The 17,422-nt window shown below is 34.5% G+C and carries 11 protein-coding genes and 1 pseudogene; 8 read left to right on the forward strand and 4 right to left on the reverse strand.

Translation table 11 applies throughout. The features are described 5' to 3' along the window. The first annotated feature begins 97 nt into the window (after positions 1–97). The 3 genes and pseudogenes from SSP_RS00610 (at position 98) to SSP_RS00620 (ending at position 4,363) form a co-directional block, all read left to right on the forward strand. Positions 98–1,935: pseudogene (locus SSP_RS00610) on the forward strand (beta-glucoside-specific PTS transporter subunit IIABC). A gap of 3 nt (positions 1,936–1,938) precedes the next feature. Then, entirely contained in the window at positions 1,939–3,369 is a 1,431-nt protein-coding gene (locus SSP_RS00615) for a glycoside hydrolase family 1 protein (protein WP_011302125.1), read from the forward strand. Between the two features lie 202 nt (positions 3,370–3,571). After that, positions 3,572–4,363, forward strand: a complete 792-nt coding sequence (locus SSP_RS00620) for an arginase family protein (RefSeq protein ID WP_011302126.1) — start codon at positions 3,572–3,574, stop codon at positions 4,361–4,363. 46 nt (positions 4,364–4,409) lie between these two features. On the opposite strand, the gene SSP_RS00625 is transcribed toward SSP_RS00620, so the two are convergent. Then, positions 4,410–5,360 (reverse strand): rhodanese-related sulfurtransferase, encoded by a 951-nt coding sequence (locus tag SSP_RS00625; RefSeq protein ID WP_002482073.1) that lies wholly within the window; start codon positions 5,358–5,360, stop codon positions 4,410–4,412. A gap of 287 nt (positions 5,361–5,647) precedes the next feature. Further along, entirely contained in the window at positions 5,648–5,869 is a 222-nt protein-coding gene (locus tag SSP_RS00630; protein ID WP_002482074.1) for a hypothetical protein, read from the reverse strand. 146 nt (positions 5,870–6,015) lie between these two features. Here SSP_RS00630 and SSP_RS00635 point away from each other — a divergent pair, with 146 nt between their 5' ends. Beyond that, positions 6,016–6,486 (forward strand): peptide-methionine (S)-S-oxide reductase, encoded by a 471-nt coding sequence (locus tag SSP_RS00635; RefSeq protein WP_011302127.1) that lies wholly within the window; start codon positions 6,016–6,018, stop codon positions 6,484–6,486. Positions 6,487–6,555: 69 nt separating this feature from the next. Here the strand turns inward: SSP_RS00635 and SSP_RS00640 are convergent, their stop codons facing one another. Next, the gene (locus tag SSP_RS00640) at positions 6,556–6,687 is read right to left on the reverse strand and encodes a beta-class phenol-soluble modulin (protein ID WP_011302128.1); all 132 of its coding nucleotides are present in this window, start codon (positions 6,685–6,687) and stop codon (positions 6,556–6,558) included. 274 nt (positions 6,688–6,961) lie between these two features. On the opposite strand from SSP_RS00640, the gene isaB reads away from it, so the two are divergent. Continuing rightward, positions 6,962–7,462, forward strand: a complete 501-nt coding sequence (gene isaB / locus SSP_RS00645; protein WP_011302129.1) for an immunodominant staphylococcal antigen IsaB family protein — start codon at positions 6,962–6,964, stop codon at positions 7,460–7,462. A gap of 66 nt (positions 7,463–7,528) precedes the next feature. Here the strand turns inward: isaB and SSP_RS00650 are convergent, their stop codons facing one another. After that, a complete protein-coding gene (locus SSP_RS00650) occupies positions 7,529–8,095 on the reverse strand; it encodes a TetR/AcrR family transcriptional regulator (protein WP_011302130.1) in 567 nt (188 codons plus the stop codon). 139 nt (positions 8,096–8,234) lie between these two features. Between SSP_RS00650 and SSP_RS00655 the strand changes: the two genes are divergently transcribed. The 3 genes from SSP_RS00655 to uafA all read left to right on the forward strand — a co-directional run bounded on the left by SSP_RS00655 (position 8,235) and on the right by uafA (position 17,387). Next, a complete protein-coding gene (locus SSP_RS00655) occupies positions 8,235–8,963 on the forward strand; it encodes an ABC transporter ATP-binding protein (RefSeq protein ID WP_011302131.1) in 729 nt (242 codons plus the stop codon). Further along, entirely contained in the window at positions 8,960–10,054 is a 1,095-nt protein-coding gene (locus SSP_RS00660; RefSeq protein ID WP_011302132.1) for an ABC transporter permease, read from the forward strand. Before SSP_RS00655 ends, SSP_RS00660 begins: the two co-directional genes overlap by 4 nt. A 382-nt stretch (positions 10,055–10,436) precedes the next feature. Beyond that, complete coding sequence (uafA, locus tag SSP_RS12730; RefSeq protein WP_011302133.1) at positions 10,437–17,387, forward strand: uro-adherence factor UafA; 6,951 nt, start codon at positions 10,437–10,439, stop codon at positions 17,385–17,387. The last annotated feature ends 35 nt before the right edge of the window (positions 17,388–17,422 follow it).

The raw sequence follows: 17,422 nt of genomic DNA on the forward strand, positions 1-17,422 counted from the left end.
GCTTTCTTTGTTGTAGTATCATCGTTGTATATTGAAAAGGATATCCTACAGTATCTACTTTCTATAAATGGGGTGATGAAAATTGAATTATGACAATTTGGGAAAAGAAATTATTGATTTAGTTGGTGGAGAAAATAATATCTCATCATTAGAGCATTGTGCAACTCGCTTAAGATTTGTACTGAAAGATACAGATCAAGCAGATAATTCAAAAATAAATGAACTGCCTAAAGTTTTACAAGTCGTAGAACAAGGTGGGCAGTTTCAAATTGTTATTGGCAATGATGTTGCAAATGTATATGACGCAATTGTAAAAAATTACAGTATTGGTCAAACTTATGCTAAAGAAGAAAACGAATCAGGGAAACGCAACATTATAAATATCATATTTAGTTATATATCGGGAACGTTTTCTCCGCTATTACCTGCACTCGCAGGCTCTGGTATGTTGAAAGCATTACTCGAAATATTAAAATCATTGAATTGGATTAACGACAAAGGTGCGACATTTGCGATTTTAAATGCGACATCAAACGGAGTTTTTTACTTTTTACCGATATTTATTGGTATGTCTGCTAGTAAAAAATTGAATGTGAATCCATATATAGGTGGTGTGATTGCAGCGTCGTTACTCGAACCATCGTTTACTAATCTCCTTAAATCAGAAGAAAATCTAACTTTTATAGGTCTGCCTTTGGTAGTTACTGATTTTGCTTCTACAGTGTTTCCATTATTAATTGCTATTGCCATCTATGCGCCACTTGAACGCTTGCTTAAACGATGGGTTCCAAAAGTATTGCAATTATTTTTAGTTCCTATGTTAAGCCTCATTATTATGGTGCCATTAACTGTTTTAGTATTTGGTCCTTTTAGTGAATATGTGAGCAGTGGCATCGGCATCGATTATATGCCTGGTTTTTCTAGAATATTAACTGGGGTTATCATCGCATCGTTTTGGCCATTCTTAGTAGTACTAGGTGTTCATTGGGGGTTAGTCCCTATCATGATAGATAACTTTGCTCATGGTGGAGATATATTCATAGCAATTACTGCTGCTTCTGTTTTTGCACAAATTGGAATTGCGTTTGGTGTCGTTTTACGTTCTCGAAGAAACAAAGATTTAAGATCACTATCTATAGGTACAACGTTATCAGGATTATTAGCAGGTGTTACTGAGCCTATTTTATATGGACTTATTTTATGGTATAAACGGCTCATACCTATTGTACTCGTTTCAGGTGCCATTGGCGGTGCTATAATAGCTATTTTTGATGTGCGAGTGACAACGTTTGTGTTAAATAATTTATTTATTATACCAGTATTTAAACCAATATACGGCTACATTCTAGGTATTGCAATCGCATTGATTATTGGTACGATTTTAACATTTGTGTTCGGTTTTGAAGCTAAAAATAGTGAAAAACCTTTGGAAGCTAAAGAAAATACAAATAACTTGCAAGAAGGTGCATCGACAATGATATTTGCACCCTTATCAGGAGAAATTGTAAAACTGGAAAATGCGCCAGACCCAGTATTTTCAACCGAAGCAATGGGTAAAGGGATTGCTATTGAACCTGAAAATGATACGGTATATGCACCTTTTGATGGGGTGGTTGAAACCATCTTTAATACAAAACATGCCATTGGATTCGAAGTCATGAAGGGGTAGAAATGATTATCCATATAGGTTTAGAAACTGTTCAATTAAAAGGGGAACATTTCGATGTTTTTGTTGAAGAAAACCAAAAAATTTCACAAGGCGAACCTCTAATAAAATTTAATAATAAAGCAATTAAAAAAGAAGGTTATAAACTCATAACGCCTGTTGTTATAACAAACAGCGAGAACATAGAAAAAATAAAATTTAATGAAAGTCTTAGCATTACACATGGTCAAAAACTAATGGAATTAAAATATATTAAGAGAGGTGTGTAACAATTGTTAAATCAAACATCAAGTGCATTTCCAAATGATTTTTTATGGGGTGGAGGATTGGCGGCAAATCAAGTTGAAGGTGCTGCCAGAATAGATGGGAAAGGTCTTTCTACAGCAGATGCATTGTCACAAGGTGTATTTAACCCGCCTGTTTATGACCCACCAGAGCAATATATGAAGAAAGATGCGATAGATTTTTATCATAAATATAAAGAAGACATTAAATTATTTGCTGAACTAGGGTTTAAAGTATTGAGAATTTCTATATCTTGGCCACGTATTTTTCCTAATGGTGACGAGCTGGAACCTAATGAAAAAGGGTTGGCATTTTATGATCATGTCATTGATGAACTGAAAAAATATAATAGTGAACCACTCATTACATTATCTCATTATGAAATGCCTTTATACTTAGTAGAAAAATTTAATGGCTGGGAAAGCAGAAATGTAATTACTTACTTTGAACATTTTGCAGAAACCGTTTTTAGACGATATAAAAACAAAGTGAAATATTGGATTACTTTTAACGAGATAAATATGATTTTGCACGCACCTTTTAATGGCGGTGGAATACAGGGTGATCTTAATGAAATAGATAAAAGCACGCTATATCAAGCCATTCATCATCAATTTGTTGCCAGTGCTTCAGTGGTTAAAATAGGACATGAAATTAATTCAGATTTTCAAATTGGCTGTATGATAGCCGGCACGCCCACATATCCATTAACATCCAATCCGGACGATGTTATCGCTGCGATGAATAAAGATAGAGAAATCTATTTCTTTGCAGATGTGCATGTACGCGGTTATTATCCGAGTTATATGGATAGATATTTTAAAGAAAATCATATTGATATTCATATTACAGAAGAGGATAGAAATATTTTAAAAAACACAGTGGATTTTATATCTTTTAGTTATTATATGAGTAACTGTGCCACTGTGAATCCAGGTGATATTGAACAGTCTAAAGGCAATATCATGAATATCATTAAAAATCCTTACTTATCTGAATCTGAATGGGGATGGCCTGTTGATCCCCAAGGCTTAAGGTATATTTTAAATCAATTTTATGATCGTTACCAATTACCACTTTTTATTGTAGAAAATGGTTTAGGTGCTAAAGATCGATTGGTGAAAAGTGAAGATGGAAATTATACAGTGATAGATGATTATAGAATCGACTATTTAAATAATCATTTAATTGAAGTTGAAAAAGCGCTTAAAGATGGGGTAGATATCATAGGTTATACAGCGTGGGGACCCATTGATATAGTCAGTAACTCTACTGGTGAGTTTAGAAAACGATACGGTTTTATTTATGTGAATCGTTATGATAATTTCGAGGGCACTTTCGAGAGGTATAGAAAGAAAAGTTTTTACTGGTATCAAAATGTGATTAAAACAAACGGCAATAGCTTAATAAGCAAATAAATAGTTAATGAAAAAGAGTTTCAAATAATTATCTCAAATGATCAAATTAGTGAAATATAATTTCTAAGTGAGACGATGAGAACATTTAAATCATGATTAAGGGTAGAAAATAATAGTACAATTGATGGAGGGATTTTAATGAGTAAAACAATTAGATTAATCGCACCAGATTGGCAATCAGGAGGTAGAGCAGCCTATTATCATGGGGGCACACTTATTAAACTGGTTAATTCCTAATGATTCTAACCAAGAAGCTTTTGAGATTAAAGTCGAAGAACCAGATGAAGACGCATTAGAATTAGAAAATGGTGTATACGGGCAGTCTCAAATAATAAATAATGTAAAGCAAGCACAAGATATTTTAAATCAAGAACAACCAGATAAAGTAGTTACTTTAGGCGGCAATTGTATGGTCTCACAAGCACCTTTTGATTATTTAAATCAAAAATATGGTGATGAACTCGGTATTGTTTGGATTGATACACATCCAGATATTTCATATCCTAAAGACATTACAAATGAACACGCCATGGTTGTAGCTAATTTACTTGGTGAAGGCGATAGTGAATTGTCGAAATTGGTTAAAGCACCATTAAAAACTAATCAATTTTTACACGTAGGTTTACAAGAATTATTAGATTTTGAAGCGGAAAATCTAGAAAAATTAAATTTTGATTATAAAGTACAAGGCACAGAAAGTTATAATTATGAAGAAATACAACAATGGATTAAGGAAAATAACTTTTCGAAAATAGCCATCCATTTTGATATTGATGTCTTGGATCCAAATGAGTTTCGTGCCACTTACTTTGCGGAACCTCATATTGAATCGTTCCCAGCAGCAGCTGGACAAATGTCCTTGTCGCATTTAAATGACATACTAAAAGGCATTTCAGAAAATAATGATATTGTAGGCTTTACTGTAGCAGAGTACATGCCATGGGATGAAATCAATCTGAAAAATACATTGAAAGATTTGAATATATTCCATTAAATAAAAAGAACCGTTGCTATTCAATATAGCAGCGGTTCTTTTATAGTTATTTAACTAATTCTTTAAAATTTTCTAAGCGTTTCGCTTTTTCTTCATCGCTAATGTTATGTTTTTTTACATAACGGTTATTTTCGTGTTTTGCACACTCATGTGAGCAAGCGCCTAAATAACGCGCTTCGTTTTCTTCTGATACAAGGATTTGTTTGTTACATTCAGGGTTACTACAATTGATATAACGTTCACAAGGCGTACCATCGAACCATTCTTTTCCTACTACAGTTTTATCTACATGATTCACTTCTACACTGATACGTTCATCGAATACGTACATTTTTCCGTCCCAGAATTCACCTTTTGTTTCGGGGTCTTTACCGTAAGTAGCAATGCCGCCTTCAAGTTGACTCACATCTTCAAAGCCTTCTTTTAGTAAGTAACCAGAGAATTTTTCACAACGAATACCACCAGTACAATACGTTACAATTTTTTTATCCATAAATTGCTCTTTATTTTCTTTAATCCAGTCAGGTAAATCTCTGAATCTTGTGATATCAGGACGAACTGCACCACGGAAGTGGCCTAAATCGTATTCATAATCGTTTCTAGCATCAATCACAACAGTATCATCTGATAATAATGCTTCTCTAAATTCTTTTGGTGACAAATAGTTACCCGTAAGTTCTCTAGGGTTTACATCATCTTCAAGGTCTAGAGCAACGATTTCTTGTCTAGGGCGAACATGCATTTTTTTGAAAGCGTGTCCTTCGGCTTCATCCACTTTAAAAGTAATCCCTTGGAATCTAGCATCGTTTTTTAATGCTTCCATATATTTATCGGTAGCTTCGACTGTACCAGAAACTGTCCCATTAATACCTTCAGTAGATACGAGAATACGACCTTTAAGTTCTAAGTCTTTACAAAATGCTAAATGCTCAGTTGCAAATAATTCAGGGTCATCGATTGTTGTATATTTGTAATATAATAATACTCTATAATCCATAATACTAATCTCCTTTTATTTCTTGTTCTTATAAATTTATATAAAATGTTGGTATCATTTTTTCGCTAATATAAAGTATGTGAGTATCTTCAATTTAATAAGGTTTATTTATTTTTTGAGCGAAAGCATAAAATTATCATTATTACATTATAACAAAAAAGGGATATTATTCAATTTATTAATTTAAGTATCTTCATTATTTTTATTATATTAAGTAAAGATTTTTGATTAATGTAATAATAAATGCTCTCTACAAGTAAATCTTGAAGAGAGCAAGTTAATATCTATTATGATTTCTTTTTATTTGTAAATATTAATGCACCAATTAAGCTGATTGTGCTGATGGCAAAAATAATGTTCATGATAGATAATGTTTCGATAATAACGACATCTTTGCCGAGTCTCTCAAAAGCATTTTGTTGCATTTCTTTTTCTGAACTCAAATTACTTTCAGATCTTGTTTCTTTATTTTCAATATCTTCTAACATTCTTTCTTCTACTTTAGGCATAGAATTCCTCCTTATATTAATTTATTTTCCCTTTTTAAAAACAGTCAATCATATTGTGTGATGCTGAATTAAATAGAAGTGATTGAAAAAGTAACGGTAAATTACTATACTCAAATGAGAATGAATATCATGAGGAGCGGATTGCAATGGAAACAGTATATTTAGCAGGTGGATGTTTATGGGGCGTACAAGCATTTGTAAAAACGTTACCCGGCGTTATCAATACTGAAGGTGGAAGAGCTAACGGTATTACGGATACGTTACACGGTGAATATGATGGTTACGTGGAAGTAATTAAAACAGAATTCGACCCACAAAAAGTATCAGTAACAGATTTGATGGGTTATTTATTTGAAATTATTGACCCATATAGTGTGAATAAACAAGGTCAAGATGTAGGCTTAAGATATAGAACTGGATTATACAGTGAAGATGAGAAACATTTAAAAGAGGCTCAACAATTCATAGATGGCATTGAGGACCATCACCTTATTGCTACTGAAGTATTACCACTAACGAATTATGTAAGAAGTGCAGAAGAAAACCAGGATCGCTTATCAAGATTTCCAGATGATTATTGTCACTTACCTAAAGAACTTGTTTATAAGTATAAATAAAAAACAAACCCCTTTTCTAAATGATTCCTACATAAGTAAGAATTTTAGAAAAGGGGTTTTGTGTGTGATTTATTTAAAGAAACCTAAAACAGAGTCTACACCTTTAGCTAAAACATCTGCGATACTAACGCCCATTGTTGCCCAGTCGTGTGCTAATCCTACGTTTACTGCATTACCAATTGCTTCTACGATTCCTGTCATGTGAGACACTCCTTTATTTTGAAAAATTTAAATTAAAACTTGCGCTTTAATTCGTTAAACACAATATATATCTTTTTGTTAATTAATTGTGTAAAAATGCCTAACTCACTATTTTTTTATGCCTAAGTGTAATAATAGTTTTTTTATAGGAATTGTTAAAAATAAATAAAAAATTCAAATTTTTGTAAAGACTTAAATGTTGTATGGAAATGTCTGGAAGAATATGCAATATTGTAATTGATTGGGCTATATAAAATTTAGGAGGCGATTGAGTATGAATCAATTGGTTAAGGTAACATTAGCAACTGGATTAGCACTGAGCGCAATGGTTGCCACAACGAGTAGCATGACATCAAACTCAACTTTTATTGCACATGGATCAGAAAATATTGATTATCAAGTAAATGGTTATACTACTGACGCAAATGACTTTATATTGGAGCCATCATTTATTGAAGCCGTAAAAAATAATAACTTCGTGATTAACGGTTATAATATTACTGGAAACGAACAACAAGAGAGTTCGATGATTGATATATATGATCAAATCATTGCAAAGACAGGGGAGCAAACAGCTTCAATGGTAGATTTTGAAGTGAAGAAGGGTGCAGTATCGAAGGAAGCTTTAATTGAGCAATATGGTCAACCTATTGAAAAGCCATTTGAAAGTGCTCAAGGATTTGATTATAGATATCATATTGGAGATAACATAGTTCAATATATTGTTGAAGATGGTTATGTGAAAGATGTACAAATTAATGCAGAAAATGAATAAATAACAGACGATTCAAAAAAGCACAATGCTACTTATAATGGCATTGTGCTTTTATTATATGTTTTATTAACCTAATAAAGAATCAGGTATAATTTTATGGATAATGGTAGATAGTTCTTCTGGGGTTTCTTGTTGACCATTATTGACCCATTCTTGAATAATACCAAATATAGCATTACTCAAGAAAACTACAAAATAGTGTCGTTCTTTTTCACTAAAATGGGATTTTTTTGTGTATGGGAAAACATTCTTTTCCGCATTATATTGTAATGTTTTTTTTAGTTGATTTTGAACGTCAGGTGATCCATTATTCGAAATGAGCAACAATAAAAGCTCGGCTTCATTATTCCAAAAGTTAATTATATGATAATACAACAAATGACGTTCACTTTGTAATAAACTTTGAACTCTTTTGCTGCCTTCTTTTGTAATTTCAAATTGATATTGTTCCACTAAATCAAACTTGTCTTTGTAATGTAAATAGAAAGTGCCTCGACTAATGCCAGCTACTTCACATATATCTTTAACTGAAATATCATCATACTTTTTATGCTTCAACAGCGTTATTAATGCCTTTCTGGTATTTCTTTTTGTTTTTAATATACGCGAATCTGTCATCATTTCTTCATTCAATTAAACTCACTCCAAATATTAATAGACATATATTTTATTATGTTCATTAACGGTTATTTTTCCATTGCTTTTGCAAAGTAGAGGTATATAATCGCATTATGAACGATAATTGACACTGTGTCTAATAAGGAGGCTTTATATGTCTGAACTTGTAGCCAAATTGACAAATGCAACGAAATATTATGGTAAGAAGAAAGTTTTAGATCATATCGATATAGAGTTATCATCTGGAAAAATATTAGGACTTATCGGGCCAAGTGGTTCTGGCAAAACAACTACGATTAAATGTCTCATGGGTATGGAGAAATTAGATGAAGGTCATGCTCAAATTTTTGATACTGAAATACCAGATCGTAAAATTTTAAATGAAATCGGTTATATGGGCCAAAGTGATGCATTATATGAATCACTGACTGCACATGAAAATTTAGTCTTTTTTGGTAATTTAATGGGCTTAAAAGGAGAGAAATTAAAGCAAGCTATAGCGACTAATATGAAACTTGTGAATTTAGAAGGAGAATTAAACAAAATTGTTAATACTTTTTCTGGTGGGATGAAACGTAGATTATCATTAGCTATTACATTACTTGCGAATCCAAACCTTATTATTTTAGATGAACCTACAGTAGGCATAGATCCAAGTCTAAGAAGAGATATATGGAAGCAGTTAAAACATTTAACTAAAAAAGGAAAATCAGTGATTGTGACTACACATGTTATGGGGGAAGCTGAACGCTGTGATTATATAGGTTTAATTGTAGAAGGACGATTATTTATTATGGGTACGCCACAAGAACTAAAAGATAAATTTGGCGTAGATTCTATAGAAGAAGTATTTATTAAAGCTGAAGCGGAGGTGCAATCATGAGATTCAAAGCAGTGTTCATAAGAGTGATTAAAGAATTATTAAGAGACAAAAGAACTTTGGCGCTCATGTTATTTGCACCAATCCTAGTATTAACATTATTATATTTTGTATTCGATACAAATTCAGAAACTGATTTAAAAATAGGCATCGATGACAATGTACCCCAAAAAATTGTGAATGCATTACCTTCAGATAAAGTAGATATAGAAAAAATAAAATCGCCCGATTCTATAAAAGATACGATCGTAAATACTAAATTAGATAGTTACATTACGAAAAATGGTTCTAATTTAGAGGTCACATATGCAAATGAAGATCCTAGTAAAACAGGTTCAACAAAACAATTACTTGGTAGCGCGATACAACAAAATAAGATGCAAGATATGATGAAAATCGTTGAAAAAATACCGAATAATATGAAACAAAAAAATGCACAACAAGATGAAAATGTTAAATTAGATAATCATTATTTATATGGAGATGAAGATAGCACTTATTTTGATAAAATGTTTCCGATATTAATTGGTTTCTTCGTATTTTTATTTGTGTTTTTAATATCAGGCATTGGATTATTACGAGAACGTACAAATGGAACATTAGAGCGCTTATTAGCTACATCCGTTAAACGTAGTGAAATCGTATTTGGTTATTTAGCTGGCTATGGATTGTTTGCAATTCTCCAAACACTATTGATTGTATTTTATGCAATTCTCATATTAAACATTGAAGTGGCAGGTAGTATTTGGTGGGTACTATTAATCAATATTTTAATTGCATTAGCTGCGTTAGCGATGGGAATCTTCGTATCAACATTTGCAAATTCAGAATTCCAAATGATCCAATTTATTCCAATTGTAGCAATACCACAAGTTTTCTTTTCAGGTATTATTCCTCTTGAAAATATTGCTGATTGGGTCAGTGTGATAGGCTATTTGTTTCCATTACGCTATGCTGGGGATGCATTGACCAATATTATGATCAAAAGCCAAGGATTCGAATTTATTTGGTTCGATATTGGTATTCTGTTCGTATTTATTTTCGTATTTACAGTGCTTAATATTGTAGGTCTTAAGCGTTATAGAAAAGTTTAGAACAAACGATAAAAAGGTAAATTTATTAAATTATATTCAATTAAAGCTTCTTTTTAAGTACACACTTTAGGGTGATAACTTAAAAAGAAGCTTTTTCTATAGCAAAAATTTTTGAAAACGGGACAAAATTAAATTTATTGACGGTAAGAAATAAAATTCACAGAAATGATACAGATACAATTAAATTCAGTGAGAAAGCGATTGTGGGTTATTGGTTTTCCATTGATTTTAATAAACTAAAGCATAATATTCTTGTGTAATTATAAAATATTATGGAATTATTTTGTACTATTAGGTAAAATAAGAAATGTATTGTGCTAAAAGGAAATAAAGTACAATAAAAATCAACTAGAAATTTAGGTTAGTAAATTAGGAGGAACATATGAACAAAAACAAGAAAAGACATCGATTTGATTTCTTGCCTAATCGATTAAATAAATATTCTATACGTAAATTTACAAATGGTATCGCTTCAGTATTAATTGGATCAACGATATTGTTAGGTGCAGTAATTGATAAAGAAGCGGATGCAGCGGAACAGCAACCAACATCAGAAGTATATGGACAGACTGATAATAATTACAAAAGCGAATCAAACAAGTCCAATTCAGTACAACATGATGAAGAAAGAACAAACATAATTAATGATAATGACGAGGCTAACTATTCTAATCATAGTGAGATACCAATCCACGATAAATCTAGTGAGTATGACCAAAAGCCTATAAATGAGCAAGATACGTCAAATCATCATGAAACTCATTTGAATCAAAATGCTACTGAAAATCATGTAAAAGAAGAAAGTAAAGAAGTATCAACAGAAGAAGAGTCAATAGAAGACAGAAAAACTGAAGAAAGCACAACCGAAGAAAGTAAAGCTGTAGAAGAAGCAAACAAAGAAAATACAACTGAAAAAAATGATGAAGGCAGCTTAGATTTAGAAAAAGAGAAAGATACATATAAAGATGAAAAAGATAACGGCAAAAAGAAAAATGAATTAGAAAGCCATAATCACCGTATCGAAAATAAAGTAGAAGATAACGTCTATAAAAATAACAAAGAAACAAATTTAGAGTCTAAAAATGAAAATGTTAATAAAGATGATAAAGTTAACACTTCAAGTAGTACCTCTATTGAAAAACCTGAAGATAATGCAACCCGCTCAAATTTAATAAACTCAGTAAATCACTCTTTAAAGCAATTAGATAATGCTAAAAATAACACAGAAAAGCAATCTCTATTAGAAAATTATTACCAAACACATACGAATGCTACAGCTAGTGATGCAAAAAAAGCTATTGAAAAATTAAACATTGATTTTACTAAACAAAATTCAGATCAATTAATCGCATTATTATTAATTGAACTAGCTAATCAAATGGATAAAGATAAAGTACAAGCCAATGTGCCTGCTTCAAAGCGTGCGGAAACAAATAACGAAAGTTTAAGTATTGAAACGAATACTACGAATATTGAAAAAACTTTAGCTAAACCATCTACAAGTAAATTTAGATCTGCAAATACAAGAGCAACGAATGTAGTTAATTATGCAGCTAATCAGAGTGGTAGAAATGTTAACCATTTAGTCTTTGCAAACACTTCATATGAAATACTAGGTGGCGGTAAGAAATACAATCAAGTATTTATGACTATGGATGGTAAGTTGAAAATTAAGATTGACTATACGGTAGATGACTCCGTGGTTGAAGGAGATTATTTTACAGTTGATTTCGGTAAATATATACATCCAGGTACATCAAGAAAACCGTATCGAGTAAATAACATACATGATGCTAATGGGAGAACAATCGCTATTGGATCATATGATAGTGCAACGAATACTGCGAAATATACCTTCACAAATTATGTGGATATTTATAATAATGTGAGAGGATCTTTTAGTTTATTAAGTTGGCCATTTAAAGAATTAGTTACTACTGATAAACAGAGTGTCCCAGTAGGCATTACTGTTGCTGGAGAGGATTATACTCAAAATGTCATATTCAATTATGGTAATAGAACGGTACCAGTTATTTCAGATATAAATTATTTGACGAAGGACTTTGCTGAATTTACAACTTATATAAATCAAAATAGAGCATTTAATACAGGATCAAAAGTTAGGTTAAGTGGCCAAGGATTCAAATTTACATCTCCTGATGAGATTGAGGTTTATAAAGTATTAAATAACTCACAATTCAGAGATAGTTTCTCACCAGATTATGCAAACTTAACGCAAGTTAGAAATCCTAAAATCATTATAAATAGTGATGGATCAGCAACTGTAGACCTGGGGGATATTGGAACACTTGGTTATATAATAAGAAGTAAACCAAACACGCTACCTGATTTTTCGGGGATTGGTGTATTAAAATCAGAATACACATTTACTAATAATAAAAACCAAAGAGACACACGAGCACACGCAAGTAGCATTCAGTTTGTCAGAGCAGAACTTGCTGGATTCGGTGGATTCGGTGGTTATGTATGGTTTGATAAGAATAATGACGGTGTTCAGAATGATTCGAACGCAGCTGCAGCTGGCATTACTGTGAATTTACTTGACCCAACTGGTATACGTTTAGCTACAACGACTACTGATATAACAGGACACTACAATTTTGATAATTTAACAAATGGTAATTATCTTGTGGAATTCGTAATGCCAGAAGGATATATTCCTACACAAGCGAACAGCACTGTAGATGACAAAGATTCAGATGTAGTTTTTGAGAATGGAAGATACATTGCACACGTTACTATTAAAGATGCTGACAATATGACGATAGATGCTGGTTTAGTTTCTGACACAACTTCGGAATCACTAAGCTTATCTGAGTCGCTAAGCACTTCACAATCATTGAGTTTGAGCCATTCACTATCGCTAAGTGAAAGCGAATCAACAAGTCAGTCACTATCCTTAAGCACAAGTGAATCATTAAGCCAATCACTATCATTGAGTGCTAGTGAGTCATTAAGTGAATCCGAATCATTAAGCGAAAGTGAGTCATTAAGCGAATCTGAGTCGTTAAGTGCCAGTGAATCATTAAGCGAAAGTGAGTCATTAAGCGAATCTGAGTCGTTAAGTGCCAGTGAATCGTTGAGTACGAGTGAATCATTGAGTGCCAGTGAGTCATTGAGTGAGAGCGAATCATTAAGCGAGTCCGAATCGTTGAGCGAGAGCGAATCATTAAGTGAGAGCGAATCATTAAGCACGAGTGAATCGTTGAGTGCCAGCGAATCGTTAAGTGAGAGTGAATCATTAAGCGAGAGCGAATCGTTGAGTGCCAGTGAATCACTGAGTGATAGCGAGTCATTAAGTGCCAGTGAGTCATTGAGTGCCAGTGAGTCATTAAGCGCCAGTGAATCATTGAGTGCCAGCGAATCGTTGAGTGCCAGTGAGTCATTAAGCGAGTCCGAATCGTTGAGCGATAGCGAATCACTGAGTGAGAGCGAATCGTTAAGTGAGAGCGAATCATTGAGTACCAGCGAGTCATTAAGCGCGAGTGAGTCAATAAGTGCAAGTGAGTCATTAAGCACAAGCGAATCATTAAGCACGAGTGAGTCGTTAAGTGAAAGCGAATCGTTAAGTGAGAGTGAATCATTAAGCGAATACGAATCGTTAAGTGCCAGTGAGTCATTAAGCGCGAGTGAATCGTTAAGTACGAGTGAATCATTGAGTGAGAGCGCATCGTTAAGTGAGAGCGAATCATTGAGTACCAGCGAGTCATTAAGCGCGAGTGAGTCAATAAGTGCGAGTGAATCGTTAAGTGCCAGTGAGTCATTAAGTGAAAGTGAGTCATTAAGTACGAGTGAATCATTGAGTACGAGCGAATCACTAAGCGAGAGCGAATCGTTGAGTGAAAGTGAATCATTAAGTTCCAGCGAGTCATTGAGCTCCAGTGAGTCATTGAGTGAGAGCGAATCATTAAGTACCAGTGAATCAATAAGTGAGAGTGAATCATTGAGTACCAGCGAATCATTAAGCGCGAGTGAGTCATTAAGCGAATCTGAGTCGTTAAGTGCCAGTGAATCAATAAGTGAAAGCGAATCATTAAGCGCAAGTGAGTCATTGAGCGAATACGAATCGTTAAGTACCAGTGAGTCATTGAGCTCCAGTGAGTCATTGAGTGAGAGCGAATCATTAAGCGCGAGTGAGTCATTAAGCGAATCTGAGTCGTTAAGTGCCAGTGAATCAATAAGTGAGAGCGAATCTTTAAGCGAGTCCGAATCATTGAGCACAAGCGAATCATTGAGTGCCAGTGAGTCATTAAGTGAGAGCGAGTCATTGAGTGAAAGCGAATCATTAAGTGAAAGCGAATCGTTAAGTGAGAGTGAATCGTTAAGTGCCAGTGAGTCATTAAGCGAGAGTGAATCCTTAAGTGAGAGTGAATCATTGAGTGCTAGGGAATCACTAAGCCAGAGTGAGGCCTTGAGTGAGAGTGAATCATTAAGTACGAGTGAGTCATTGAGCGAATCTGAGTCGTTAAGTGCTAGTGAGTCAATAAGTGAGAGCGAATATTTAAGCGAAAGCGAATCATTGAGTGCCAGTGAGTCATTAAGTGAGTCCGAATCAATAAGCGCGAGCGAGTCATTAAGTGAGTCTGAATCATTGAGCGAAAGCGAGTCATTAAGCGAGTCCGAATCATTGAGCACAAGCGAATCATTGAGTGCCAGTGAATCGTTGAGTGAGAGTGAATCGTTGAGTGAGAGTGAGTCGTTAAGTGAATCTGAATCATTAAGCGAGAGCGAATCGTTAAGTGAGAGTGAATCATTAAGCGATAGCGAATCATTGAGTGAGAGCGAATCGTTAAGTGAAAGCGAATCGTTAAGTGAGAGTGAATCATTAAGCGATAGCGAATCGTTAAGTGAGAGTGAATCATTGAGTGAAAGTGAATCGTTAAGTGAAAGCGAATCGTTAAGTGAGAGTGAATCATTAAGCGAAAGTGAATTATTGAGTGAAAGTGAGTCGTTAAGTGAAAGTGAATCAATAAGTGAAAGTGAATCAATAAGTGCCAGTGAATCATTAAGTGAAAGCGAATCATTAAGCGAGTCAGAGTCATTAAGTGAGAGTGAGTCATTAAGCGAATCTGAATCGTTAAGTGAGTCAGAGTCATTAAGTGAGAGTGAGTCATTGAGTGAAAGCGAATCATTAAGTGCCAGTGAATCAATAAGCGCCAGTGAGTCATTAAGCGAGAGCGAATCATTAAGTGAGAGTGAATCGTTAAGCGAGAGTGAGTCGTTAAGCGAAAGCGAATCATTGAGTACGAGTGAGTCATTAAGTGAGAGCGAATCGTTGAGTACGAGTGAATCAATAAGTGAAAGTGAGTCATTGAGTGAGAGTGAATCGTTAAGTGAGTCAGAGTCATTAAGTGAGAGTGAGTCATTAAGTAAGAGCGAGTCGTTAAGTGAAAGCGAATCGTTAAGTGAGAGTGAATCATTAAGTACGAGTGAGTCATTGAGCGAATCTGAGTCGTTAAGTGCTAGTGAGTCAATAAGTGAGAGCGAATCTTTAAGCGAGTCCGAATCATTGAGCGAGAGCGAATCATTGAGCACAAGCGAATCATTAAGACAGAGTGAATCATTAAGCCAATCACTATCATTGAGTGCTAGTGAGTCATTAAGTGCCAGTGAATCAATAAGTGAAAGCGAGTCATTAAGTGAAAGCGAATCATTGAGTGCTAGTGAGTCATTGAGTGAAAGTGAGTCGTTAAGTGCAAGTGAGTCATTAAGTGAATCCGAATCGTTAAGTGAGAGTGAGTCATTAAGTGGATCTGAATCGTTGAGCGCAAGTGAATCGTTAAGTGAGAGTGAGTCATTGAGCGAGTCCGAATCGTTAAGTGAGAGCGAATCATTGAGTGAAAGCGAGTCGTTAAGTGGATCTGAATCGTTGAGCGCAAGTGAATCAATAAGTGAAAGTGAATCAATAAGTGCCAGTGAATCATTAAGTGAAAGTGAATCAATAAGTGCCAGTGAGTCAATAAGTGAGAGCGAGTCATTAAGTACGAGTGAATCGTTAAGTACGAGTGAGTCATTAAGCGAGAGCGAATCATTGAGTGCCAGTGAATCATTGAGCGAATCTGAGTCGTTAAGCGAGAGCGAATCATTAAGTGAAAGTGAGTCGTTAAGCGAGAGCGAATCACTAAGCGCAAGCGAATCGTTGAGTGCTAGTGAGTCATTGAGTGAGAGTGAATCGTTAAGCGAGAGTGAATCATTAAGTGAGAGCGAATCGTTGAGTGAGTCCGAGTCATTAAGCGAAAGCGAATCAATAAGTGAGAGCGAATCATTAAGTGAGAGCGAATCGTTGAGTGAGTCCGAGTCATTAAGCGAAAGCGAATCAATAAGTGATAGCGAATCAATAAGTGAGAGCGAATCGTTGAGTGAGTCCGAGTCATTAAGCGAAAGCGAATCAATAAGTGAGAGCGAATCATTAAGTGAGAGCGAATCGTTGAGTGAGTCCGAGTCATTAAGCGAAAGCGAATCAATAAGTGATAGCGAATCATTGAGTGAGAGTGAATCATTAAGTGAAAGTGAGTCATTGAGCGAATCCGAATCGCTAAGTGAATCTGAATCATTAAGCGAGTCCGAATCATTAAGCGCCAGTGAATCATTGAGTGCAAGCGAATCGTTGAGTGCCAGTGAGTCATTAAGCGAGTCCGAATCGTTGAGCGATAGCGAATCATTGAGTGAAAGTGAGTCGTTAAGTGAAAGCGAATCGTTGAGTGCCAGTGAATCATTGAGTGCCAGCGAATCGTTGAGTGAGTCCGAGTCATTAAGCGAAAGCGAATCAATAAGTGATAGCGAATCATTGAGTACGAGTGAGTCATTAAGTGAGAGCGAATCATTAAGTGAAAGTGAGTCGTTAAGTGGATCTGAATCGTTAAGCGCAAGTGAATCATTAAGCGCAAGCGAGTCATTGAGTGCCAGTGAGTCATTAAGTGCCAGTGAATCAATAAGTGAAAGCGAGTCATTAAGTGAGAGTGAGTCACTAAGTGAGAGTGAGTCATTGAGCGATAGCGAGTCATTAAGTGAGAGTGAATCATTGAGCACAAGTGAATCATTAAGTGCCAGCGAGTCTTTAAGTGAATCCGAGTCACTTAATACAAGTGAATCAATGAGTGAAAGCGAATCGTTGGGTGCCAGTGAGTCAATAAGTGAGTACGAATCATTAAATAGACACCTAAATAATGATGGAAACTATGAAAAAGAGAAAGATAAATTACCAGATACAGGTAATGAAGATAAACATAATGGGTTGATACCATTACTTACTGCGCTTGGAGGAATCATACTCCTTAGAAGACGTAGAAATAATGAAATTCAAGATAAATAAAAAAGAGCCTGCACTTTCAAAAATAGAAAGTGCAG

This window comes from Staphylococcus saprophyticus subsp. saprophyticus ATCC 15305 = NCTC 7292, from assembly GCF_000010125.1.
GTDB lineage: Bacteria > Bacillota > Bacilli > Staphylococcales > Staphylococcaceae > Staphylococcus > Staphylococcus saprophyticus.